Source organism: Natronomonas gomsonensis (genome assembly GCF_024300825.1).
Classification (GTDB): Archaea; Halobacteriota; Halobacteria; order Halobacteriales; family Haloarculaceae; genus Natronomonas; species Natronomonas gomsonensis.
The window spans coordinates 2,600,446-2,621,132 of record NZ_CP101323.1; the positions used below are offsets into that span (position 1 = coordinate 2,600,446).

Consider the following 20,687-nt stretch of genomic DNA (forward strand, 5'->3'; position numbering starts at 1 on the left):
GTTATCCCTCCGGTTCGACGAGGAGCCGAGAGCGCATCTCCAAGTGGAGTGCACTGCAGAAGAACCCACAGTACATCCAGTAGACACCTGGCTCGTCGGCTTCGAAGGTCACTTTCGTCGTCTCCTGTGGCGCCATCTTGATGTTGATGTCGTGCTCGGGGATGACAAGCGAGTGTAAGATGTCGCTCGTCGTCTCGATGTTCGTCACCTGCATCTCGACGGTGTCGCCCTCCTTGACGGTGATGTCCGGGAAGCCGAACTCGTTGCGCATCGAGTACATCTTCACCTCGACGCGGTCGTCGGCGACCCGCTCGACGGACTCCTCCCCGGCGGCAGTGTGCTCTAAGTCGATGTCCTCGGGGTCGTACGTCTTCGCCGGGCTAATCTTGTCGCGGTGGACGATGGAGGCGTCGTGGGGTTCGGCGTAGGACGGCTTGTCCTTCACCAACTCCATTCCACCCTCGTCGTCGCCGATGTAGATGAGCTGGTCGTTCTCGGGGTGCATCGGCCCGACCGGCAGGAACCGGTCCTTCGAGAGCTTGTTCAGCGAGATGAGCCAGTCACCCGCCGGGTCGGCCGTGTAGGACTCGCTGGCGATGAGGTGGCCGGGGTTGTAGTGGACGTCGATTTTCTCGACGACCGGGTCCTCGCTGTCGAGGTCGGCTTCGACGGCGGCCTCGATGTCCCACTTGACGACCTGCGAGTCGATGAACAGGGTCGTGTAGGCGTGGCCGCGGCCGTCGTAGGCGGTGTGCAGCGGCCCCATCCCGAGCCGCGGTCGGCCGACGACCGCCTCCTCGGGGTCGTCGACTTCGCCCAGCGCCGCGATGTCGATGACCGTCGCCGTCGGGTCGAGTTTCCCGCTGGCGATGGCGTAGCTGTTGTCCGGCGTGACGCTGACGCCGTGGGGACTCTTCGGCGTCGGGATGTACTTGACGACGGGGTCGCTCCCGCTGTTCAGCGGACTGTCCTGCCGGCCGTCGACGACCGGCACCTCGTTGATTTCCTCGTAGTCGCCGGCCTCGACGGCGGCCTCGATGGCCGGGATGTTGAACGCCTTCACCATGTCGCGGTCCGACTGGGTCATCTCCGATTCGGTGACGCCGCCCTCGCTGTTGTAGCCGGTGGTGAAGAACCACTTGCCCTCCTTGCCGCCGTCGCCGTTGTCCATGTTGCCGTCGACCAACACCTCCCACTCGACGTTCATCGTCTCGGGGTTGATGGCGGCGAACACCGACCCGTACTCGTCGGGGGCGTCGAGACTGCGGCCGTCGTTCTCCAGCGGGACGCGGAACTCGCCGACGCCGATGACGTACTTCGTGTCCGGAAGGACACAACAGGCGCCGTGGGTCCCCTGCTGGTTCGGGATGTCGACGATTGCGTCCGTCTCGAAGTACTTCAGGTTGATACGGGCCATCCGGCCGTTGGCCTTGTCGTTGACGAACGCCCAGCGGCCGTCGTAGTCGTTGTCCGTCTGGCTGACACGCGGGTGGTGGGTGTCCCCCCACGTGTAGCCGCCGGCCTCCTCCAGCATCTCGCTGCTCTTGTCGTCGTAGCCGTAGCCGCGTGCGCTCTCGTGGTTGAACACCGGAATGCGCATGATTTCTCGCATCGACGGCAACCCGAGAACGCGGATGTCCCCGGAGTGGCCGCCGCTGAGGAACGCGTAGTACTCGTCGAGTTCCCCGGGTGGGACGTGGGCGTCGGCGTTGCCGCTTGCGCCACCGGCTCCGGTCCCGTCGTCGCGGTCGAGCAGGCCGGTACAACCGGCCATGGCCCCGAGGGTCCCGGCGGCGGCACCGGCTTTCATGAAGTCCCGCCGGTCGAGGCCCAACTGCGGTAACAGCATCTCCTCCTCCCGGCCCTGTGCGTCGTCCGTCTCCGTATGGGTCGTTTCGTTCGTCATTGTCCTCTGGTATCGTTGGTCGCCGGGCGGTGCTACATGCGGCAGTACTGGAGGGACGCATATACCATCCTGAGCAGGGTCCCGACACCTGAGATGGTCCCGAACGTGTTCGGCCGACCGCCCATCTGTCGGGTCAATGCTCCGGGCAGCGGCGTTCGGCGCACCCGCTGTCGGAGGCTGGACACTCGAAGGATGGCGACACCGCCGCCGACACGCACGCGAGAAAGGAAGGGGGCTCGAACTCGACGGCTTACTCGACGACGACGACGCCTTTCATCCCCATCGTCTTGTGGGGATTACAGTAGTACTTGTACGTTCCGGCGCTGTCGAAGGCGTACTCGAAGGTCTCGCCGGATTCGCTGTAGAGGTCGCTCTCGAAGTCGCCGCCGTCGGCGACGACGTTGTGAGCGCCGCCGTTGCCGGTCCACTCCCAAAGGACCGTCGTGCCGCTGTCGACCCGAACCGCCGGCGGGTCGAACGTCAGTCCGTCGGAGCCGGCTCCCACGTCGACCGTGACCTCCGACTCGCCGGTCGCGTCGGTGACGCCGTCGTAGTTCGGCACGCCGTCGAACCAGCCGTCGAAGTCGGGTGTGTCACCACCGCTGTCGCCGCCGCTGTCGTCGCTGTCGCCCGGGGTGTCGTCACCGTTGCCGTTTCCGCTGTTGCCGTTGCCATTGCCACCGCCGGTACAGCCGGCGAGCAGGCCCGCGGCAACCGTCGTTGCAGTCACCTGAAGCACTCGCCGCCGCGTCGAATCGTGTCGTCCCATTACGTTCGGAGCGAGGACACCGATGGATAAAGACCGTCGAGGGGCGTCTCACCGCTCGGGACCTGGCCGAACATGTTCGCCCCGGCGGCGAGCGTCGCTCACACGGGTGAATCCCAACATATGGGAGGCGACGACGGGGCTTTGCCGTCGCGTTCCGTACCCTTTGGGTATGCCACGTGCCGAACTCACCATTGACCTCCCGGAGCGAACCTGGATTCACCAGGTGACGACGACGCACGCCGACGCGACGTTTCGCGTGCTCGCGACGATGCCCACCGACGACGTTGGGTTCGCACTCGTCGAGATTACTGCCCCCGAGCTGGAGCCGGTGATTCGCTCGATGGTCGAAAACCCTCAAATAAATGATGCCGAGCCGCTCCAGCAGTCCGCGGGCCGCGTCGTCGTCCAAATCGAGACGACCGCCCCCTTGTTGTTGCTGTCGGCGCAGGCCTCGGGCATTCCCATCGAACCGCCGGTGGTCATTCGGGAGGGCACCGCCGAAATCGAGGTTCGGGCCTCCCACGACCGACTATCGACCCTCGGCGAGGAACTCGACCGGTTCGGACTCTCCTACACCGTCGAGGCCGTCCACGAGGACACGGACCCCGACCGACTGCTCTCGAAGCGACAGGCCGAGTTACTGTTGACGGCCGTCGAGTGTGGCTACTACGACACGCCGCGGGAGTGTTCGCTCACCGAACTCGCCGACGCGGTGGGGCTCGCCAAATCGACGTGTAGCGAGACGCTCCACCGCGCCGAGGGGCGGGTCATCCGCCGGTTCACCGAACAGAACCTCGTCCCGCGAGGCGACATCGAGGCCCAGACCGACTCGCCGACGATGCTCTCGAACCGAACATAATCGGGGGAACGTCCACCCAACTCCGCCGTCGAGTGGCGGGTATGTCCGAGTCGACACTCGACGTTCGCGAACTCGCGCCGACCGAACGCCACCCGACGATTCACGAGGCCTTCGAGGAGTTAGACGCCGGCGAGACGCTGACGATACGCAACGACCACGACCCGAAGCCACTGTTCTACGAGTTCAGCGCGGAGGTAGAGGCCTTCGACGCCGAGGGCTACGAGGTCGAACAGCGCGGTCCCCAAGAGTTCGTCGCTCGCCTGCCGAAAAAGTAGTCGCCGAGTCGCACTCACCGCCAGATGGCGGTCACGACGCCGTCCTCGACGGTCACCGTGTCGTACTGCAACCTCCGGTCGTCGAGTTTGGGGTACAGCAACTTCGGCGCCCGGTCGTTCAACTGCAACAGCAGGTCGTCGCCGAGTTCCGGCACCGTTTCGAGCGTCCGCTGGAGCGGTTCCGGCGGCGGGAGTTCGCGCACATCGAGGAACTCCGTCGGTCGGTCCTCCGGGGCGGCAAGCGCTCGCCGCCACGCCGCTATCGGTGGGTCGGTCATCGTCCCGGACATACTCGAACCGTGGCGGGGGACGCTCCAGTGTGTTCTCCCGAACAGGTTCGGGACGGCACTCTCGGGGGCGTGAGACGAACGACGACGTATGTCGAGGAAAGCGCCCACTTCCGAGGGACCGCCGGCCGCTCCGGTCGACACCGACGACCGCCCGTTCGTTCTCGTCTGGGAGTTGACTCAGGCGTGTGACCTCGCCTGCGACCACTGCCGGGCGTCCGCTCGCCCCCAGCGCCACCCCGAGGAGTTGACGACCGAGGAGGGCAAACGACTGCTCGATGCGGCCCGCCGCTTCGGCGACGGGCAACTGGTCGTCCTCTCGGGTGGTGACCCCATGGTTCGGGAGGACGTTCGGGACCTCGTCGCCTACGGCAGCGACGTCGGCCTCCGGATGACGCTCACCCCGAGCGGAACGGCGTCGCTGACGGCCGACCGAGTCGGTGAGGTGGCCGACGCTGGCCTCAAGCGGCTCGCGCTCAGCATCGACGGCCCCGCGGCCGTTCACGATACCTTCCGGGGGGAGGTGGGAAGTTTCGAGCGGACGAAAGCCGCCGCCGAAACCGCCCGCGAGGTCGGCCTCCCCTTGCAAATCAACACGACCGTCTGTGCGGCGACCGTCGAGACGCTGCCGGCGGTTCGGGACATCGTCGCCGAGTTGGGCGCCGTCCTCTGGTCGGTGTTCTTCCTCGTCCCCGTCGGTCGGGGCCGTCGACTGGAGTCCGTCAGCCCCGACCGCGCCGAGTCGGTCATGGAGTGGCTCCACGCCGTCGCCGACGAGGCGCCGTTCGGCGTGAAGACGACCGAAGCACCACACTACCGCCGCGTCGGACTCCAACGGGAAGGTTCCGAACCGGCAGTGGGTGACGCCCCGACCGACACCGATGGCCTCGGCCGACGGTCGGGCATCGTCGCCGGCGACGGCTTCGCCTTCGTCTCCCACACCGGCGAGGTGTTCCCCTCGGGGTTCCTGCCGAAATCCGCCGGCAACGTCCGAGAGAGGGGGCTGGTCTCGACGTACCGGAGTGCGCCGCTGTTCGAGCGGCTTCGGGACCGCGACCGACTGCGCGGGAAGTGTGGCGCCTGCCCCTACCGAGGTGTCTGTGGCGGGAGTCGTTCGCGGGCGTTCGCGACCACCGGCGACCCGCTCGAAAGCGATCCCCTGTGTCCGTACGTTCCCGAGGGGTACGACGGCCCGCTCCCGGACGGCGTCGCGGCGACCGATTCGGACGGGGGCGTTCCGTGGTGAGGAGGGAACTCGGGGTTCGAATGCGGTCGTATCTTGGAACGGAGAACCGACTCCCGGCTATCGATTGTAGCGAACATCTTCGGGGAAATCGATTTGCCGACGGCGGACCGACGCCCGCCATGGTCGAACGACCGGAACGAAGCCGAACCGAGGGCGGCGAACGGGCACCCACCGGCCGGGAGTGGGAGGTGTTCGTCCGGGACGCCGGCGACGACCCCATGCGCCACGCCGGGAGCGTCCGCGCCCGCGGCGCCGAGACGGCCCACGAACTGGCCAGTCGGCTGTTCGCGTGGTACGCCACCGACATCTGGGTGTGTCCCGCCGAGGAGATGTCGCGGTTCAGCACTCACGAGGCCGAGGGCGCCTCCGCCGACGTGCCGCGGGAGGAGCCACGAACCACGGAGGGGTTCTGACGTGATTTCGGTCAGCACGCTGCTGTGTGACCACGCCGCAGGCGGGAACCGACTCCGTTACGATGTCGACACCGGCGACACCGACCCCGTCTCGACGGCACCACAGCGACGGCCCGTCGTCGTCTGGAACACCACGAACGGCTGTAACCTGCGCTGTGCGCACTGCTATGCGGGTTCAGGTGGACCGGAGCGGCCGGGCGGGGACGAACTGACGACTGAGGAGGGCAAACGGCTCCTCTCGGAGTTGGCCGACTACGGCGCCCCCGTCGTCCTCTTTTCCGGCGGCGAACCGCTCGTCAGAGACGACCTCGCGGAACTCGTCGCCCACGCCGCAGACGAGGGACTTCGCCCGGTGCTGTCGACGAACGGGACGCTGTTGACCGTCGAGCGCGCCCGTGAACTGAAGCGAGCGGGCCTCGCCTACGCGGGGGTGTCCGTCGACGGCCTCCCCGAGCGCAACGACGAGTTCCGCGGCGTCGACGGCGCCTTCGACGCCGCCATCGACGGCATCGAGTCGTGTCTCGATGTCGGCCTCAAGACCGGCCTACGGTACACGGTCACCGGTCGGAACGTCGACGACCTCGAAGGGGTCATCGAGTTGCTCCGTGAGGTCGGCGTCGACCGGTTCTGTTTCTATCATCTCGCCTACAGCGGCCGCGGTGCCGACCTCGAAGGCGTCGATTTGACCGACGACCAGCGCCGCCGGGTCGTCCGAACGCTGTGTGACCGAACTGTCGAGGCCCACCGCTCGGGTGACGATATAGAGACGCTTTTGGTCGGCAACTACGCCGATGCCGGGTTCCTCGTCGAGTACGCCCGCGAACGGTTCGGAGAGGTGGCCGCACGGCGCGTTTACGACCGACTGGAGCGCAACGGCGGCGACCCCGCAGGCGAGCGAGTGGCCGCCGTCGACTCCCGCGGCAACGTCCACCCGACGCAGTTCTGGCGCACCTACAGCCTCGGCAACGTCCGCGACAGGTCCTTCGGCGACATCTGGGAGGACGAGTCGAACCCGCTGTTGGCGGCGCTTCGGAACCGCTCGGAGCGCCTCCGTGGCCGGTGTGCGGAGTGTCGCTATCAAGAGGTTTGCCGCGGCGGCTCCCGACTCCGGGCGCTGTCGGCCGGCAACGGCCTCTTCGGTCCGGACCCGCAGTGCTATCTCGACGCCGAGGAGCGCCGGGGAGCGCCGCCGCCGACCGCAGATGCCGACTGAGCGGGCGCGGCGCCCCCGAGGACTTTCACGCTTGGCCACGAACCGCCGCCGATGAGCGCCTCCTCGACGACTGCGCGGTGGACGCGGCTGTTCGTACTCGCCGGTCTCGGGTGGTTCGTCTGCTGGCAGGCGGCGGTCGTCGCCGGCGTCGGCCGCCCCACCGTCGTCGTCGGCCTGTACGGCTTCGTCCTGCATACGGTGTTCGGGAAGGCCTACGCGCTCGTTCCCTCCTACTTCGACCGAGCGCTCGCGTTCCCGCGAGCGCCGGCGATTCATCTCCCGCTTGCGGTTCTAGGGACCGCCGCTGTCGCGGCGGAGGCGGTCGGGCTCGTTCCGACCCTGTGGGGGACCGCCGGCGCCGCGCTGTGGGCGCTCGGCTGTCTCGTCTTCGTCGGGACCCTCGTCTGGAGCGTCCGCGACAACCTCTCCGGCGGCGAAACCGGGACCAGCGACGCGAAGGCCGACAGACGGCGGGTCGACCGCTTCGCCAACGCCTTCGTCCCCGTCGCGCTCGGCTACCTCCTCCTCGGGTCGGTGCTGTCGCTCGATGTCGGATTCGGTCCACTCCCGACCGGTGGCCCGCCGGTGACTCACCTCTTCGCGGCCGGGACGGCCGCGCTCCTCGTGTTCACGCTCGGCTTCCGACTGCTGCCTCGATTCCTCGTCGTCGAACCGCGGTGGCCGCTCGTGGCCGTCGTCCTCCCCGCCGGCGCGGCCGGGCCGCTCCTTTTGACGACTTCCTTCGGCGGCGGCGGGTGGTTCCACCTCGGGGCCGGCGTTCAGGCGCTCGCTCTCCTCGGGTTCGCCGTCGCCTACGTCGACATGTTCTTCCGGAGCGATCGGCGTCGAATCGGGCTGTACACCGTCGCCGTTGCCGCCGTCGCCGCGGCGGGGGTCGCACTGCTCGGCGTCTACATGGCGGTCGGCGGAATCCGTCCCGGGGTCGCTTCGGCCCACGCTCGCCTCGCGTTGCTCGGCTTTCTCGGCCTCGCCGTCGTCGGCGTCGAATACCAGTTCTATCCGCCGACCGTCGCCTCGGCGATGGGGGTCGACGACCGAACCGCAGGGGTCGCCGTCGCCCTGCTCGCCGTCGGCGTCGTCGCGGAGGGCGGTGGACTGCTCGTCGGCACGGAGGCGGCCGTCGAGGGTGGTCGGTGGCTGGCGCTGGCCGGCGCCGTCGCTCACGCGGTCGTGTTGCTCGCCGTGTTCTGGGCGCGCCGAAACCGGAGGTAAGTCACTGCTCGTCCCTCGACGTGGTGAGTTGCGGCTCGAAGGCGGCATCGGGGCCGAACAGCGACCACGCCAACAGCAGGAACCCGAGGGCGATGGAGGCGCTGTGGACGGTGACACCGACGAGCAGCGAGGCGAGTTCCGATTGGTGCAGTAGCCCCCCGAGCAGCGTCCCGCCGGTGATACAGCCGAGGCCGGCCGACAGCGCCCGAAGCGACCGCGAGCCGGTTCGTCGGTATGCCCGGACGGCGAGCAGCGTCACGAATCCGCCGACGACGAGCGTCACCGTGTTGGCCACGACCACGGCCAACTGGAGTCCGTCGGCGGTCATCTGGTCAGTCCCCTCCGTGTGTGCCGTTGTCCACCCTTCATACTCATGAATACGGCACCCGTGGGTTTCAATCGGTAGTCGGCGTCCCAGTTCCTGAGAGTCGACACGGCTACTCGACGGTCCGGCTCTCGAACGTCGGAAGCACGTCGAGTTCCTCCGTCGGCGGGTTGGCGAGCAACTCCCGGGCGACGACGCGCTTGTGAACCTCGTCGGCGCCGTCGACGATACGGAAGGCACGAACCGACTCGTAGAAATCCGACAGCGGGAGGTCCTTGCCGATGCCGCTGCCGCCGCAGGCTTGGACGGCGTTGTCGACGGCCTCCTGGACGACTTCGGCGGTGAACGTCTTCGCCATCGCGACTTCGGTGCGTGCCTCCTCGCCCGCTTCGATTCGGTTGGCGGCGTGGCGCACGAGCGTCCGGGCGGCGTGGAGTCGCGTCCCCGAATCGGCGATGGCGAACCGCTGGGCCTGCTTGTCCGAAAGCGGCGTGCCGAAGGCCTCCCGCTCGGAGAGATACGCCGCCGCGATGTCGAGGGCGCGGTCGGCGACACCGGAGAACCGCAGACAGTGAGTCAGCCGTGCCGGGCCGAGACGCCGCTGGGCGGCGGCAAAGCCCTCACCCTCCTCGCCGAGGAGGTGTTCGTCGGGGACGCGAACGTTCTCGAATTTCACCTCGGCGTGGCTCTTCCCCGTCGGCCCGCCGCCCATGTGGGGGATGTTCCGAACCACATCGACACCCGGCGTCTCGGCGTCGACGAGGAACAGCGAACACCCCTCGTAGGGGTGGACCTCGGGGTCCGTTCGGGCGAGGACGACGAACACGTCGGCCTCGACGCCCTGTGTCGTCCACCACTTGTGGCCGTCGATGACCCACTCGTCCCCATCGCGCTCGGCGCGTGTCCGAATCATCTTCGGGTCCGACCCTGCACCGGGTTGCGGTTCAGTCATCGCAAACGCCGACCGCATCGTCCCGTCGACGAGCGGCTGGAGATACCGCTCCTTCTGGAGGTCGTCGCCGACGAGTTCCAACAGGTGCATGTTCCCCTCGTCGGGGGCGTCGACCCGGAGGGCGAGCGGCCCGAGCAGCGAGCGGCCGGCGGCCTCGAAGACGGGCAACGCCTCTCGAAAACTCAAGCCGAGCCCGCCGTACTCGGCGTCGATTTGGGGCGCGTACACCTCGTACTCCCGTGCGGCGTCCCGCAGTTCCTTGACGGTGTGTGCGGACACGTCGCCGCCGCTGGCGATGGAACGCTCTTTCGGAACGACAACGTCGTCGATGAACTCGCGGGTCCGCTCGGCAACGACGCGGCCTGCTTCGGGGTCGTCGTATTCCATGGGTAATCCTCGTCACGCCACATAACAACGGCTGTGCGGAATCCCAGCGACTGAGACACGAACATGTTCGGCGACGGGTGGACGTGGTCGGCGCTCGAACGCCGAACGTGCCCACGAAACGCCACCTCTCGGACCTCGACTCGACGCCGCAGGCGAACGTGTTTCCGGGAACCGAACCCCGGACGGTTCGACTGTCGCTTTCGGCCGGCGAGGAGATACCGGCCCACCGCCACCCCGACCGACACATCGTGCTGTATCTCCTTGATGGACGTCTCGACCTCGTACTCGACGACTCGACGCACGAACTCGATGCTGGGTCAGTCGTTCGGTTCGACGGTGACCAAGATATCTCGCCGAAGGCGGTCACAGACGCCACGGCGCTGCTCGTCCTCGCCTCGCGGTGAACGGTCCTCGGTCCGCCGACCGTCTCTTTCGTGTGTGGGTATGACACGCGCACAGCGAAGACGCTTTGATTGCCGCCGAACACACAGAACAACTGATGGACCGAGCGGACCCCGCCGACCGAATCGACGCGATTCGAACCGCCGAGGGCCTCGAGGAGTTGGCCGAACACTTCGAGACGGATTCGGTCCACGAGGCGTACTTCCGGGCGAAGGCGGTGTGGGAGGCGGCCATCCGGCGAACGCAGGCATCCGACTCCGACGACGAGGGGCTTCCGGGAACTCGCGTCGTCGTCGACGGCCACGCCTTCCACGTCCACGGCGTCACCCACGCCGACACCGACGAGGAGCGGTCGTTCCTCCGCGAGCACGTCTCGGCGTTTCAGGACCGCGGTGCCGTCGTCTACTGCGAGCAGGGCATCCGGCCGATGTACTTCGAGGACTTCCCTTCGACCTGTGAGATGGACGACTACCGGTGGGCGATGCAACGGTGTGCGGAACTCGATTTGCCGTCGCATCTGGAGTCGCTGCCGGAGTCCGGTGTCGACGCGCTGTTGGAGAACCTTCCCGGGGTCACGGAGACGTTCCGGGAGGCCACCTTCTCGCTCATCGACTCCGGAACGCCGGTGTACGGCGAAGCCTTCGAACGCGCCCTCGGCGACGTGGCGGCGGATTTCCTGACCACCCACACGGACCTCGCGGTCGGCAAGAGTTACGAGGCGTTCGCGCTCAGCAGCGAGGCGAGTCGCAACCCCGAGCGACTCGGCGCCCTCCAGCGATACTACGAGCGCAACTTCCTCCCACAACCGCTGGAACGCGAGTGGCTCCGAGGACACGACCCGGAACTGGAGATAGTCACCCACGCCCGAAACGAGCGGATGGCCGACTACTCTGTCTTCCACAACGACGACGCCGAGGAGGTCCACCTCATCGTCGGCGCGGCACATCAACCCGGCGTCGTCTACTACCTCGAACGCTACCGGGATGGACGGACGGTTCCCGAGTCCTTCGAGTTGGTCTGACCCACTGTGGTGTTCACGGGAACGCGTCGAACGGCGTCCACTCCCGGGGTTGGTCGGACAGTCCCCGTGTCCTGAGTTCGGCACTGCCGTCGCGGTCGCGAACCTTGATTTGTCCCGAACAGAACTGCGCGAGCGTGTTGATGGCCCGTTCGTCGTGTCCGGTGGGGTCGACGACGAACACGCCGAGTCCGTCGACTTTGTCGATACGGCCCACGAGCGTGTGGACGAATCGAGACACCGTCCGGAGGTCGCCGAACGACAACAGCGTCGACACCGAACAGAGTCCCGTCCGAACGCGGTCGATGTCCGTGGTTTTGAACTCCCGATACACGTCCGAGAACCGCATTCCGATACCCGTCAGGTCGGCGGGACCGGAGACGGGCAACACACGAGCGGGCACGTCCGGGTCGTCGTCGTCGCCGACGCAGTCGAGAATCGCGGTTCGGTCGTCTCGAACGTCGATGCCGAATCGCTGGCAGTCCTCAGCCATCCGGGAGGCGCGCTGGTTCGTCGTGACGATGATAGCGCCCTCGTCGTACTCACCCGCGAGCATCTGCATACCGAGACTCCGGGAGCCGTCGTGGGTCGGACCGGAGACGAGCACGCTGGTACCCGGTCGAATATCGTCCAGCGGCAAGTCGGTGAACCGGTAGTCGTCACTCATCGCGCTCACCTCCGGAGTCGCGGAGCCGTCGACGCAACACCAGTTGCTCCATCGCCTCGTCGGCCAGAAGCGACAGCAGTTCGCGCTCGCGTTCGGAGACCGTTCGCGGGTCGTCGCCGTACACACAGAACGTCCCGATGGTGTGTCCTTCAGGCGTCGTGATGGGCGCGCTCGCGTAAAATCGGATGTCGGCGGCTTGTAGCCCCTCGTTGTCCTCGAACCGTGGGTCCTCGCTGGTGTCCTCGATGACGGTCACCCCCTCGTCGAGCAGTGCGTAGGTACAGACCGTCTCCTCGCGTTCGACCGGGCCGAAAGAGATGCCGAAACAGGAGAGGAATCGCTGTTCGTGGGCGTCGATGAGGCCGATGGCGGCGGCGTCGAGGTCGAACAGTGCCGTGGCGAGTTCGGTCAGTCGGTCGAGGGAGTCGCCGAGGGATTCGGGGTCGGTCGCGTACCGTTCGAGCGCCGCCACTCGCGCGTCCTCGTCGTCCGGAAGCGGATACGCCGTCTGGTTTCGAAACAACAGCGCGTGTTCGACGAGTTCGGCGAGTTCCCCGTGGGCATCGGGGTCGTCTTTCGGGAGATACTCCGCGACCACGTCTCCGAAGGCGGCAGTGTCGATTTCGTCCAGCGCCGTGTCGGTAAACAGGATACACGCGGCGTCCGGCGCGTCGTTTCGCACCGCTCGAACCAACTCCAACCCGGTGCCGTCGGGGAGGTCGTACTCCGTGACGAGACACTCGACGGGCCGCTCGGAGAGTACGCCCTGCGCATCGGACAGCGACGCTGCAGTCCGGACCTCGTAGGTAGAATCGAGGGCCGCCCGCGTCGCCTCGCGGTCGTCCTCGCTCGGGTCGACACAGAGAATCATACAGCACTGTCAGATGGCCCCATAGTAAAGGATGTGGACTATATTGCAGGTTTCGGCGTGAACAAAACCTCGCTCAAGTGGCCGAAGCGGCTACTAAGACGCGTATTCGAGGGCGACGACGCGACCGTCGCCGTAGCGGACCAACACCTCATCGCGGCCGTCGCCGTCGATGTCGGCGGGGGTAACGAACGTCCAGACGGGTACGGCGCGCTCGTAGACGGCCACTTCCCCGCCGGAATCGGCATCGAGGGCGGTGACGGTCCCGGTTCGGGCCGCGGCAAGGACTTCGGGCCGGCCGTCGCCGGTCACGTCACCGAGTCGGGGCGCCGCGACGATGGTGTCCTCGCCCGACACCGTCGTGGACCACTCCGTGTCGCCCGATTCGGCATCCAAGACGACGACCTCGCTTTCGATTCGTCCGAGGTACACTTCGGGAGTGTCGTCGCCGTCCCCGTCGGCGACGGTGTGGATGCGGCCGTTCGTAATCGACCGGTTCCACGTCTCTGTGCCGGAGGCTCCGTCGTGGGCCCGGATGGTCGATGTTCCGGCGGCGACTATCCGTGCGCCGCCGTCGGTTTCCACGCTTGCGACGTACCGTGCGGCGTCGTCGCGCTGCCACTCGACCGTTCCATCGGCGGAAAGCAACACCAACGCTTCGGTGGTCCCCACGAGGATTTCGGGTCGGCCGTCGCCGTCGAAGTCCTCGACGATGGCTGATTGATACACCGACTGCCGCTCGCCGACGGTTTCGTTCAGCGCGACCCGCCACGCGACGGTTCCGTTGTTGTGTGCGAGGACGACGCCGCCACCGATGTCGCTGGCGACGATTTCGGGCCCGTCTGCGGCCGTGACGTTCGCTATCGTCGGCCGCGCGTAGCCGTACGTCGACAGCGGGACGCGCCACTGCTCGCTGCCGTCCGTTCCGTCGTAGACGACGAGTGCCTCCTCGGTTGTCGCGACGGCGACCTCCCGTTTCCCGTCGCCGTCGATGTCGTCGATGGCCGGTTCGGTGAGCGCGTGGGTGAAACACGCCTCCGGCGGCATTCCGTCCCGCCACAGCGTCTCGCCGTCGTCGGCGGCGAGTCGGACGAGCGAACAGGAGGCGTCGGTCAACTCGGCGTCGCCACCGGGTTGTTCGGTGACCGGCGCGACGAGTACGTCACCATCGCTCCCGGCACCGATGGCGTGGTGGTTGAACTCGTTGTCACGCGGGGTGTCGCTCACCCACGACTCCTCGAAAGTGCCGCCGAACGGCGAGGCGCCGATGCCACCCAACCCGACGACGAGGCCGGCGCCGAGGATGACGAGCAACCCGCCGAGGACGACCGCTGTGCGGACGCGCATCTGTCGTTCCTCGGGAATCGCCGCGCAAAAGCGTATTCATCGGAAACGGACGTTCGAGACACGAACCAGAGCGGCTTTTGGGTCGTCGGTGACTACCCTCGGTCGAATGGTTCACCGCCGGCCCACGTCGTCGCTCGCTGTCGGCATCGTCGCTGTCGCCGCGTTCGCCGTCGGTCCCGGCGTGGCCGCCGCACACGACGTGACCGGCTCTCGCTTCGACGCGCCGATTCCGCTGTGGCTGCTCCTCGTCGGTGCCGGCGTCACCGTCGCAGTGACGGCGCTGTGGCTGGCCCGCTCCCCGGAACCGACCGAGTCTCCCCATCGCCGCCATCTGTTGACGGTCCCGTCGTCGGTCGCCGGGCCACTCCGAGGCGTGACCCGCGGGCTCTTCTTTCTCGCCGTGCTCGCGGCTCTCGTCGCCGGCGTCGTCGGGCAACAGGTGCCAGCCGAGAACGCCGCGACGGTGTTCGTCTGGCCGGTGTGGTTCCGAGGGGTCGCCCTCCTGGCCATCCTGTTCGGAACCCCGTGGCCGACGCTGTCGCCGTGGGAGGCGGTCTACGACGGCCTCGTTCGACTCGAAGGCGGGGCCGTCGCCCTGCTCGGCTCCTACCCGACGGCGTTCGGGACGTGGCCGGCGCTCGTCGGCTTTCTCGCTCTCGTCGGCATCACCGAGACGCTGACGGTCGTTCCCCGGTCGCCGCGGCTGACGACCGCCGTCGTCGCGGCCTACGGCCTCACGATGGTCGTGGGCGCGGGCTGTTTCGGGCGGTCGTGGCTCCGGCGAGCGGACCCGCTTGCAGTGTTCTATCGTCTGTTCGGTCGGGTGGCGCCGCTGGAGTGGTCTCGGACCGACGACGGCGGATACGCCGTCGCCGCCCGCCCGCCGTGGCAGGGATGTCGCGACCCCGTCTACGGCGTCGCGAGCGTCGTCTTCGTCGTCGCGATGGTGTACACGGTGAGCTTCGACGGCTTCACCAACCTCCGGGCGTTCCAGACGGTCCTGTTCGCGACCCGGGACGCACTCGGTACCGGTCCCGAAACAGCCATTTTCCTGTACACCGCTGGCCTCGTTGGATTCGTCGCGACGTTCGCTTTTACCGGGTGGGCAGTCGAACGTCTCGGACGGCCCGCCGACGGTTCCGTCGTCGACGCGCTGTACGGCTTCGCCCCTACCATCCTTCCGATTGCGGCCGCCTACGAAATCGCCCACAACTACCCCTACGTCCTTCGGAGCCTCGCCACGCTGCTCGAAATCGCCGCCAGTTCCCGTGGGCCCGCCGTCGGGCCGCTCGACCCGCTCGGGTGGCTCTCGATGCCAGCCTTCTGGGGGTCCCAAGTTGCGCTCGTCGTGTTCGGTCACGTCGTCGCTGTCGTCGCCGCCCACCGCGTCGCAGTCGAGCGATACGGCGATTCGGCTGGCCGCGGCCACCTCCCGCTTGTCGTCCTGATGGTCGGATACACGGTGCTGTCGCTGTGGATTATCTCTCGGCCGGTCGTGTTCGTGTAGGCGTGGCGGCGGCCGCTACTTGTTCGGTCCCATCTCCGCCCCCGCCGTGTGGTCGAGCTGTTCGTGCAGTTCCCCGGGCGGTCCGACCCACGCCCCGAGTTCGAGTGCGCGCTCGATGAGCCGCCGGTACAGCGACCCGTAGTTCGGAAAGTCGTTCTCGTAGAAGAACCGGGGGTGCCACAGTACGGTCATGACGGCACCGTTCTCACGGGCTTCCTCCAGCAGTCGCTTACAGACCCGCCACGCCCGGTTCGGCCGACGCTCGACGTTCGGAAGCGGCAGCTCCATCACCGTCAGCGGGAACACGACGAATTCGTCGTCGAACGGTCGAAGCGGGGTGTAGCCGTGGTCGAAGCCGTACGTCTTCGAGGAGCCGAGACTGGCGTCGTACCGGAGTCCGACGTCGGCCTGCATCTCCCACGTATCCGGTACGTCGAGGTTCAGGTAGTGCTGCCGGCCGCCGACCACCTTGCCGCCGAGAATCGCTTCGAGTTTGCCCTTCTCGGCACGGAGGCGCTGTGGCTCCCGGTAGGACTCGTAGGACCCATGCAGTCCCACCTCCCAGCCGCCCGAATCGAGCCGGCGGATGACGTCGGCGATGTCAGGGTCGCTGACAGAGTAACGGTCGCCGTACAGCTGCCAGCTCCGTGCCGAGAGCCACTCCCGAACCGGCCGGTTGCGGAGGCGCTGTTCGTTCAGGAAGTAAAACGCCGAGCGGACGCCGAGGTCGTCCTCGATAGCCATCACGTCCTCGAAGCGCCAGTACGGCTCTGTTCCCGGGAGCAACGCTTTCAGGTGCCGTGGGTTGCGGTCCCGAAGCGTGCCGTAGATGGCGCCGAACCGCTTGTACACCTGTTCGACGTCGTGTGTGAGACACAGATGGAAGGTGGCATCCTCAGCCATCGGCGACCTCTCGGACGACCGCCAGTTCGTAGGCGGTCACGTCGATTGTGTCGTCGAGCAGTTCCCGTCGACGCTCGGCCCACCGCGCGGCGGCGTCGGGGTCACTCGCCACTCACCGTGGGCCGCGACGACGCCCGTCGCCGGTACCTGTTCGATGAGGCCGTAACTGGCGACCGCAGAGAGCGTGCCGAACTCGCCGCCGGCATCGATGGAGTTCGACCGGACGGTCGGTGTTCCCAACACCGCTGCCTCCATCGCCATCGTCGCCGAGTCGGTCACGCAGAGCGATGCCTCCGCGAGCAGTTCATCCGGCGTCCGGTCGTCGACGCTCAGCCGATAGGTCCACTGGGTTTCTATGTCGAGGTCGTCCCAGACGGAGGGTCGGGGGTAGCCGTACGCGGTGGGACACACCATCCGAAGCAGCGTCGCCCTCGAGTCGGCACGGGTCGCATCCACGACGAGGTCGGTGAACTCGCGGTTGAGTTTCTCCCGTTTGCTCCGTTTGGGGCTGGCCGGCATGAGTACGGGACCGAGCCGCGAGACGCCCACCCCCGGGCGGCGACGTGAGTACCCGTCCGAGTGGGGTTGACCGGCCGAACACCGGCAGCAGCGCCACCGGCCGGTCGCCGTTGAACCCCGCAAACAGCTGTAGGTCGCTGGCGGTGTGGTCGTCCAGCACTTCCAGCGCTTCGGGGGCATAGAACGGTTCGATTCCGTGGTCCGGAAGGGCGTCGTCCCACTCCGCAAGCGAGAGTCGTTCGAGTCGCATCTTCTGGGTGCTACGCTCCCGTCGCCTTCGTTACCGCTACCCTTCGGGCGCTTGCGGGGAGTAGGCCGTTGCTATCGCGGGGTGTCTCCCGAGCGGTCGACGAAAGTAACGTTACCCTTCGGTGCGTCCTCGCGGTATGGACCTGCTGGCCGCCCTCGGGAACCCCGCCGACAGCGACCAAGTGCGCGCCGTCGCCGCCGCCCTCGCTGGCATCGAGCGCGACCTCCACGACGCGATACAGGACCACTACGAGGCGTTGGGTGCCGACCCGCCGGCGGACCGCGGCGCGCCCGAGGAACGAATCGCACAACTCCAGCGCCTCGTCGAACACCACGTCGAAGGCGACCTCTGGGGATACTTCGTCGCCGAGCAGGCACCGGCGGGTTTCGAAAACGCCGAAGATGCCCGCAACTACGCCGACATCGAGGCGTCGGCGTGGGAACGACGGCGGGCGGAATTGGCGGAAACGGTCGACGACGAGGAGGCGAGCGAACGCGAGCGGGCCGACCGCGCCGTCAGGCGACGCTTCGGCGTCGACATCGAGACGTTCGAAGAGCACGTCGTCGGGTACTCGCCCGAGCGGACCCTCCGGCGTGCGCTCCGAGGGCCCGTCGATACCGACATCGAGCGCCTCCGCGTCGCCACGCGCGCGCTCGAACGACGGGACGAGTGACTTCCGTAGAACACGGCCGATTCCGCGAGACGTGGACCACGGTTCGACGGTATGTCAGAGGCCGAACGGGCGTGCGGTCGCGGGGCGCGACCACGGCGTTCGCGGAACCGGCCACCCGAAACAACAACCCCCGAACGGTTGAATCTGACTCAAAACACATCACGTGTCGATACTCCCTATCGCGTGGCCAGTTGCCTTCCATCGACGACTGTATTTAAACTCCCTCGGATTCGCGGAGGTAGGGCCAACGGTGGGGCGAACGACGTGCAGACGAATCACAATGTCGCAATCAGATAGTGAAGAACTCATCTTCCCGAGTCAGGCATGGTTCGAGGAGTACCGACAGCGCATCAACGACAACGAGCAGTACGCCGAGATGGGCGCCGATTGGGGCATCGACTTCAACGGCGACTTCATCTTCGAGATGCGTGAGATGCCCATCGACGACCTCGACACCGAGGCGATGCCGGAGTTCCTCGACGAGGAAATCGACACCTACGTCAGCGACGAGAACGGCACCTACGTCGGCTACGCCTTCCTCGGACTGGAGGGCGGGAAGTGTACCGAAGCGCGCTTCATCGAGAGCGAAGACGAGGTCGACGCCGGCTTCAAACTCATCGCCGACAACGAGACGTGGAAACAACTGATGAAGGGCGAACTCGGTGTCGTCGACGGCATGATGTCCGGCCACTTCGACATCGAGGGTGACATGCAGAAAGTGATGCAGTACTCCCAGGCGGCGGTGCAGTTGACCGAATCCGCCGCCGACATCGACGCGGTGTACGCCGACGACGAGTTCTCCGCCTGAGCGTTCACTCGTCTTCCTTCAGCGCCTCGCGGTCCGTCTTTCCGATGTCCGTCAGCGGCACGCTGTCGAGGAACTCCACTTCTTTCGGCATCGCCTGGCGGGGGACCCGTCCGTCCAGATACGCCCGAAGGTCCTCGGCATCGATGTCGGCGCCGTTTTCGCGCTCGACGAATATCTTCACGCGCTCGCTGCCCGGTCGCTCGGGGTCTGGAACGCCGATGGTGGCGGGTCGGCGGACGCCGTCCATCCCGAACAGCACCTCGTCGACCTCCTCGGCGTACACCTTCAGCCCCGAGACGTTTATCATGTTTTTCACGCGGTCGACGACGTAGAACCGCCCGCGTTCGTCGATTTTCACCACGTCGCCGGTCGCGACGAAGCCGTCGTCGTCGAAGGGGTCCTCCGCGTTGAGATACCCTTTCATGCGCTGGGGGCCGGACAGACACATCTCCGCCTCCCGCTCGTCGGCGACGGCCTCCGCAATCGGGATTTCCTCGCCGCTATCGATGTCCAGCAGTTTCACTTCGGTGTCGGGAACGGGGACGCCGACGGTCGGTTGCTCGAAGCCCTCACAGTCGTCGTCGGTGCCCATCAGCGCCTCCTGAATCCCGGCGACGTTGAAATGCGTTATCGGCGACAGCTCCGAGAGGCCATAGCCCTGTGAGAGGCCCGTCGAGCGCTCGCCGAAGCGCTCTTTCGTCTCGGAGGCCAGCGGCGCCGACCCCGCGATACCGATGACGTCGTGTTCGAGTTCCTCCTCGGCGATTTCCATGAACTGTGTCGGCACGCCGAACATCACGATGGGGTCGTGTTCGGCGACGTGGCGCCGCATCAACTCGGTGTCGCGGGCGTCGGGAACGACCAACAGGTCCAATCCCAACGCCACGAGCATGTTGCCGATGGAGTAACCGTAGGAGTGATACATCGGCAACGAAAGCACTGCCGACTCCCGGCCGCGCATCAGGTCGGGGAGCCGCGATTGGGCGGCGATGGTCTGGAGGGCGTTGGCGACGAGGTTGCGGTGGGTGAGCAGACACCCCTTCGGGAGCCCCGTCGTCCCGCCCGTGAACAGTACCGTGTGGGTGTCATCCGGGTCGATGTCGACGGGGTCGGGGTCGCCGTCGCTTCCCTCGATGACGGCCGGCAGCCACTCGATTCCCGCCTCTGGGTCGTGGTCCGGCGGGTCCGCCGAGTAGTCCTCGAGGTCGGTGAGGATGAGGTGTTCGACCGCGGCGGCCTCACGGAGTCGCTCCAGCAGTTCGCGGTGTTCGTCGTGGCCGATGAGCACCTCGGGGTCGCTCTGTTCGAGGCGGTAGACGAGGTCCTCGTCGGCGTCGAGGAAGTCGTTGGGAACGTGGACGCCGCCCGCCCGCGAGATGGCATGCGTCGCAAGCACGAACTGCGCCGAGGTGGGCAGCACCGTCGCCACCCGCGCACCTTTCTCGACGCCGCGGTCCTGAAGCGCGGCCGCGAGGGCGTCGGCGTCCTCGCGTAACTCCGCGTAGGTGACGGTCCGTCCGGACTGGACGACGCCCTGTTCGGGGTAGTCCTCGGCGGCGTCGTAGAGGAACCGATGCAGCGGGTGGTCGGGGTACGGTTCCAGCGACTCCTCGATGCCGAAATCCTCGTATTCGCTGAACCACGGCGGCCGTTCGGTCATATGCGGAACTTCTCCCACGCCGGCCAAACGCTGTGCGCTCGTATGCGAGGCCGTTTATCCAGTCCCCCGTGAGGAACGTCGACGGCGTTTGACCGACCGTTCGGTGGGGTCCGGCCGCGCTCTACAGCGGTGCTGTTCGACCCACGAACAGCATTGTTCCGACAGTTTAATACTAGAATTTTTATAAAAATATTGTAGTG

Annotated in this window: 22 protein-coding genes; 11 read left to right on the top strand and 11 right to left on the bottom strand. The window is 66.9% G+C overall.

The features are described from left to right. Position 1: 1 nt before the first annotated feature. Together nosZ and NMP98_RS13840 are read right to left on the bottom strand one after the other, a co-directional pair. The gene (nosZ, locus tag NMP98_RS13835) at positions 2 to 1,849 is read right to left on the bottom strand and encodes a TAT-dependent nitrous-oxide reductase (protein WP_411911622.1); all 1,848 of its coding nucleotides are present in this window, start codon (positions 1,847 to 1,849) and stop codon (positions 2 to 4) included. Positions 1,850 to 2,156: 307 nt separating this feature from the next. Further along, entirely contained in the window at positions 2,157 to 2,675 is a 519-nt protein-coding gene (locus tag NMP98_RS13840) for a halocyanin domain-containing protein (protein WP_254858446.1), read from the bottom strand. A 169-nt stretch (positions 2,676 to 2,844) separates the two neighbouring features. On the opposite strand from NMP98_RS13840, the gene NMP98_RS13845 reads away from it, so the two are divergent. Continuing rightward, on the top strand, positions 2,845 to 3,534 hold the full coding sequence (locus NMP98_RS13845; RefSeq protein ID WP_254858448.1) for a helix-turn-helix domain-containing protein: 690 nt from the start codon (positions 2,845 to 2,847) through the stop codon (positions 3,532 to 3,534). A gap of 41 nt (positions 3,535 to 3,575) precedes the next feature. Then, a complete protein-coding gene (locus tag NMP98_RS13850; protein ID WP_254858450.1) occupies positions 3,576 to 3,809 on the top strand; it encodes a DUF2249 domain-containing protein in 234 nt (77 codons plus the stop codon). Positions 3,810 to 3,823: 14 nt separating this feature from the next. Here the strand turns inward: NMP98_RS13850 and NMP98_RS13855 are convergent, their stop codons facing one another. Beyond that, a complete protein-coding gene (locus NMP98_RS13855; RefSeq protein ID WP_254858451.1) occupies positions 3,824 to 4,087 on the bottom strand; it encodes a DUF2249 domain-containing protein in 264 nt (87 codons plus the stop codon). Between the two features lie 100 nt (positions 4,088 to 4,187). Between NMP98_RS13855 and NMP98_RS13860 the strand changes: the two genes are divergently transcribed. The 4 genes from NMP98_RS13860 to NMP98_RS13875 all read left to right on the top strand — a co-directional run bounded on the left by NMP98_RS13860 (position 4,188) and on the right by NMP98_RS13875 (position 8,201). Next, a complete protein-coding gene (locus tag NMP98_RS13860; RefSeq protein ID WP_254858453.1) occupies positions 4,188 to 5,342 on the top strand; it encodes a TIGR04053 family radical SAM/SPASM domain-containing protein in 1,155 nt (384 codons plus the stop codon). Positions 5,343 to 5,461: 119 nt separating this feature from the next. Further along, complete coding sequence (locus tag NMP98_RS13865; protein WP_254858455.1) at positions 5,462 to 5,755, top strand: Htur_1727 family rSAM-partnered candidate RiPP; 294 nt, start codon at positions 5,462 to 5,464, stop codon at positions 5,753 to 5,755. A gap of 1 nt (position 5,756) precedes the next feature. After that, the gene (locus tag NMP98_RS13870; protein ID WP_254858457.1) at positions 5,757 to 6,968 is read left to right on the top strand and encodes a TIGR04347 family pseudo-SAM/SPASM protein; all 1,212 of its coding nucleotides are present in this window, start codon (positions 5,757 to 5,759) and stop codon (positions 6,966 to 6,968) included. Positions 6,969 to 7,019: 51 nt separating this feature from the next. Continuing rightward, positions 7,020 to 8,201, top strand: coding sequence for a hypothetical protein (locus NMP98_RS13875; protein ID WP_254858459.1), 1,182 nt, complete (start codon positions 7,020 to 7,022; stop codon positions 8,199 to 8,201). Position 8,202: 1 nt separating this feature from the next. Here the strand turns inward: NMP98_RS13875 and NMP98_RS13880 are convergent, their stop codons facing one another. After that, complete coding sequence (locus NMP98_RS13880) at positions 8,203 to 8,529, bottom strand: DUF7521 family protein (RefSeq protein WP_178915303.1); 327 nt, start codon at positions 8,527 to 8,529, stop codon at positions 8,203 to 8,205. A 109-nt stretch (positions 8,530 to 8,638) separates the two neighbouring features. Further along, positions 8,639 to 9,865: an acyl-CoA dehydrogenase family protein gene (locus NMP98_RS13885; protein ID WP_254858461.1), complete on the bottom strand. Its 1,227-nt coding sequence runs from the start codon at positions 9,863 to 9,865 to the stop codon at positions 8,639 to 8,641. An 83-nt stretch (positions 9,866 to 9,948) separates the two neighbouring features. Between NMP98_RS13885 and NMP98_RS13890 the strand changes: the two genes are divergently transcribed. Together NMP98_RS13890 and NMP98_RS13895 are read left to right on the top strand one after the other, a co-directional pair. Then, positions 9,949 to 10,269 carry a cupin domain-containing protein gene (locus NMP98_RS13890; RefSeq protein WP_367997238.1) on the top strand — a complete coding sequence of 107 codons (321 nt, stop codon included), beginning with the start codon at positions 9,949 to 9,951 and terminating at the stop codon, positions 10,267 to 10,269. A 95-nt stretch (positions 10,270 to 10,364) separates the two neighbouring features. After that, a complete protein-coding gene (locus NMP98_RS13895) occupies positions 10,365 to 11,288 on the top strand; it encodes a hypothetical protein (RefSeq protein ID WP_254858462.1) in 924 nt (307 codons plus the stop codon). Positions 11,289 to 11,301: 13 nt separating this feature from the next. Here NMP98_RS13895 and NMP98_RS13900 read toward each other — a convergent pair whose 3' ends face one another. From NMP98_RS13900 to NMP98_RS13910, 3 genes are all read right to left on the bottom strand, one after another. Continuing rightward, a complete protein-coding gene (locus NMP98_RS13900) occupies positions 11,302 to 11,952 on the bottom strand; it encodes an RAD55 family ATPase (protein WP_254858464.1) in 651 nt (216 codons plus the stop codon). Beyond that, positions 11,945 to 12,823, bottom strand: coding sequence for a GAF domain-containing protein (locus NMP98_RS13905; protein WP_254858466.1), 879 nt, complete (start codon positions 12,821 to 12,823; stop codon positions 11,945 to 11,947). Before NMP98_RS13905 ends, NMP98_RS13900 begins: the two co-directional genes overlap by 8 nt. A 93-nt stretch (positions 12,824 to 12,916) precedes the next feature. Next, the gene (locus NMP98_RS13910) at positions 12,917 to 14,167 is read right to left on the bottom strand and encodes an FG-GAP-like repeat-containing protein (protein WP_254858467.1); all 1,251 of its coding nucleotides are present in this window, start codon (positions 14,165 to 14,167) and stop codon (positions 12,917 to 12,919) included. 106 nt (positions 14,168 to 14,273) lie between these two features. Here NMP98_RS13910 and NMP98_RS13915 point away from each other — a divergent pair, with 106 nt between their 5' ends. Next, the gene (locus NMP98_RS13915; RefSeq protein ID WP_254858469.1) at positions 14,274 to 15,674 is read left to right on the top strand and encodes a hypothetical protein; all 1,401 of its coding nucleotides are present in this window, start codon (positions 14,274 to 14,276) and stop codon (positions 15,672 to 15,674) included. A gap of 15 nt (positions 15,675 to 15,689) precedes the next feature. Here the strand turns inward: NMP98_RS13915 and NMP98_RS13920 are convergent, their stop codons facing one another. Together NMP98_RS13920 and NMP98_RS13925 are read right to left on the bottom strand one after the other, a co-directional pair. Beyond that, a complete protein-coding gene (locus NMP98_RS13920) occupies positions 15,690 to 16,577 on the bottom strand; it encodes a polysaccharide deacetylase family protein (RefSeq protein WP_254858471.1) in 888 nt (295 codons plus the stop codon). Positions 16,578 to 16,613: 36 nt separating this feature from the next. Then, on the bottom strand, positions 16,614 to 17,096 hold the full coding sequence (locus NMP98_RS13925) for a hypothetical protein (RefSeq protein ID WP_254858473.1): 483 nt from the start codon (positions 17,094 to 17,096) through the stop codon (positions 16,614 to 16,616). Positions 17,097 to 17,482: 386 nt separating this feature from the next. Here NMP98_RS13925 and NMP98_RS13930 point away from each other — a divergent pair, with 386 nt between their 5' ends. Together NMP98_RS13930 and NMP98_RS13935 are read left to right on the top strand one after the other, a co-directional pair. Beyond that, positions 17,483 to 18,019 carry a hypothetical protein gene (locus tag NMP98_RS13930; protein ID WP_254858475.1) on the top strand — a complete coding sequence of 179 codons (537 nt, stop codon included), beginning with the start codon at positions 17,483 to 17,485 and terminating at the stop codon, positions 18,017 to 18,019. 280 nt (positions 18,020 to 18,299) lie between these two features. Then, complete coding sequence (locus NMP98_RS13935; RefSeq protein ID WP_254858476.1) at positions 18,300 to 18,827, top strand: SCP2 sterol-binding domain-containing protein; 528 nt, start codon at positions 18,300 to 18,302, stop codon at positions 18,825 to 18,827. A gap of 4 nt (positions 18,828 to 18,831) precedes the next feature. Here NMP98_RS13935 and NMP98_RS13940 read toward each other — a convergent pair whose 3' ends face one another. After that, positions 18,832 to 20,487: an AMP-binding protein gene (locus tag NMP98_RS13940; RefSeq protein WP_254858478.1), complete on the bottom strand. Its 1,656-nt coding sequence runs from the start codon at positions 20,485 to 20,487 to the stop codon at positions 18,832 to 18,834. Positions 20,488 to 20,687: the final 200 nt, after the last annotated feature.

Excerpts from the sequence above, each read along its gene's own strand:
- NMP98_RS13905 (WP_254858466.1), bottom strand. The coding sequence starts at position 12,823 with ATGATTCTCTGTGTCGACCCGAGCGAGGACGACCGCGAGGCGACGCGG.
- NMP98_RS13850 (WP_254858450.1), top strand. The coding sequence starts at position 3,576 with ATGTCCGAGTCGACACTCGACGTTCGCGAACTCGCGCCGACCGAACGC.
- NMP98_RS13940 (WP_254858478.1), bottom strand. The coding sequence starts at position 20,487 with ATGACCGAACGGCCGCCGTGGTTCAGCGAATACGAGGATTTCGGCATC.
- NMP98_RS13885 (WP_254858461.1), bottom strand. The coding sequence starts at position 9,865 with ATGGAATACGACGACCCCGAAGCAGGCCGCGTCGTTGCCGAGCGGACC.
- nosZ (WP_411911622.1), bottom strand. The coding sequence starts at position 1,849 with ATGCTGTTACCGCAGTTGGGCCTCGACCGGCGGGACTTCATGAAAGCC.
- NMP98_RS13880 (WP_178915303.1), bottom strand. The coding sequence starts at position 8,529 with ATGACCGCCGACGGACTCCAGTTGGCCGTGGTCGTGGCCAACACGGTG.
- NMP98_RS13840 (WP_254858446.1), bottom strand. The coding sequence starts at position 2,675 with ATGGGACGACACGATTCGACGCGGCGGCGAGTGCTTCAGGTGACTGCA.
- NMP98_RS13865 (WP_254858455.1), top strand. The coding sequence starts at position 5,462 with ATGGTCGAACGACCGGAACGAAGCCGAACCGAGGGCGGCGAACGGGCA.
- NMP98_RS13910 (WP_254858467.1), bottom strand. The coding sequence starts at position 14,167 with ATGCGCGTCCGCACAGCGGTCGTCCTCGGCGGGTTGCTCGTCATCCTC.
- NMP98_RS13925 (WP_254858473.1), bottom strand. The coding sequence starts at position 17,096 with ATGCCGGCCAGCCCCAAACGGAGCAAACGGGAGAAACTCAACCGCGAG.
- NMP98_RS13855 (WP_254858451.1), bottom strand. The coding sequence starts at position 4,087 with ATGACCGACCCACCGATAGCGGCGTGGCGGCGAGCGCTTGCCGCCCCG.
- NMP98_RS13895 (WP_254858462.1), top strand. The coding sequence starts at position 10,365 with ATGGACCGAGCGGACCCCGCCGACCGAATCGACGCGATTCGAACCGCC.
- NMP98_RS13845 (WP_254858448.1), top strand. The coding sequence starts at position 2,845 with ATGCCACGTGCCGAACTCACCATTGACCTCCCGGAGCGAACCTGGATT.
- NMP98_RS13860 (WP_254858453.1), top strand. The coding sequence starts at position 4,188 with ATGTCGAGGAAAGCGCCCACTTCCGAGGGACCGCCGGCCGCTCCGGTC.
- NMP98_RS13935 (WP_254858476.1), top strand. The coding sequence starts at position 18,300 with ATGTCGCAATCAGATAGTGAAGAACTCATCTTCCCGAGTCAGGCATGG.
- NMP98_RS13920 (WP_254858471.1), bottom strand. The coding sequence starts at position 16,577 with ATGGCTGAGGATGCCACCTTCCATCTGTGTCTCACACACGACGTCGAA.
- NMP98_RS13930 (WP_254858475.1), top strand. The coding sequence starts at position 17,483 with ATGGACCTGCTGGCCGCCCTCGGGAACCCCGCCGACAGCGACCAAGTG.
- NMP98_RS13915 (WP_254858469.1), top strand. The coding sequence starts at position 14,274 with ATGGTTCACCGCCGGCCCACGTCGTCGCTCGCTGTCGGCATCGTCGCT.
- NMP98_RS13900 (WP_254858464.1), bottom strand. The coding sequence starts at position 11,952 with ATGAGTGACGACTACCGGTTCACCGACTTGCCGCTGGACGATATTCGA.
- NMP98_RS13875 (WP_254858459.1), top strand. The coding sequence starts at position 7,020 with ATGAGCGCCTCCTCGACGACTGCGCGGTGGACGCGGCTGTTCGTACTC.